Raw genomic sequence first — 1,109 nt, 5'->3', positions numbered from 1 at the left:
CCATGTCCGTGCGCATCTATCACAATATCATCGTCGCCCCGGACCTGCCCAAGGAGGAGGAGGAGGCCGTCGTCGGCGGCCGCGCCATCACTTATTTCGAACTGCCCGGCTTTGGCGACCTGATCGTCGACATCAATGGATGGGACAAGAAGGTGCTGGAGGATATCCGCGCCCATCCCAAAATCGCCGGCCTCAACGGCAAGCCGGCGGATCAGGCCTATACACGGCAGGAACTGGTCGATGTGAGTCGCCTCATTCCGCAGCAATGGCTGGATGAAGGCGCCGCGGTGGGGACCGCAGCCCAGTGCGCCGACCAGTTAATGGCCTTTCTGGACGCCGGCGCCGATGAAATTCTGCTCCATGGTTCGTCGCCCAAGGATATGGGGCCGCTCACCATCGAACTGAAGCGCGCCCTGGCAGCGAAGGGGCTGTAATCATGGAATTGCTGACCCCCGATCGAATCACCGTCCAGCTGCAGGACTGGCTGGCGGGCGAAAAGCCCGAATGGCGCGACATCCGCGTTCGCCCGCTCGATGTGACGCTGGGCGCTGGCTTTTCGGCCGACATCTTCTTCGTCGACGTCGACTATGTCGATCCGGCTGGTCCCCAGAGCCAGACGCTCGTGGTCCGCCGTCAGCCGATGGATCTGGAAGTGGTGTTCGGCAGCAGCCTGGCGCTGCAGGGCAAGATGATGGCGGCGCTCGATGCGCGCGGCGACCTGCCCGTGCCGCCCTGGATCGGCATGCATCTCGATCCGGATATTCTCGGCCTGCCTTTCCTCGTGATGGGTAAGGTCGATGGGGAATGCGCCAAGCAGAAGCCCAACTATAATCTGGAAGGCTGGCTGGTCGAGATGAGCCCCGCGCAGCGACGGCAAAGCTTCACGAACGCCATCAACGCCTTTGCCAGCCTGGCGAAGATCGACTGGCGCGATGGCTTTGAATTTCTCGCCCAGCCTGAAAATGGGCAGCCAGGGCTTGATCAATATGTCGGTGCCCTCGAAGCGTGGCACAAGGCGGCCGGTCGGGGCCGCGCCATGCCCATCGTGGATGCAGCCATGGCCTATGTGCGCGCCAACATGCCGGCCGATGCGGGGGTGAATGTGTTGT

At 62.7% G+C, this 1,109-nt stretch carries 1 protein-coding gene and 1 pseudogene; both read left to right on the top strand.

The features are described from left to right. A pseudogene (locus ACFC3J_RS22725) lies at positions 1 to 434 on the top strand (TIGR03857 family LLM class F420-dependent oxidoreductase); the annotation flags it as partial. Between the two features lie 2 nt (positions 435 to 436). Next, positions 437 to 1,109 (top strand): phosphotransferase (locus ACFC3J_RS22720; protein ID WP_375198176.1); only part of this gene is annotated, 673 nt, incomplete at its 3' end.

The organism is Sphingobium sp. (assembly GCF_041987595.1).
Classification (GTDB): Bacteria; Pseudomonadota; Alphaproteobacteria; order Sphingomonadales; family Sphingomonadaceae; genus Sphingobium.
Note: the sequence above shows the minus strand (reverse complement) of the source record. Positions and strands in the feature narration are given on the sequence as shown.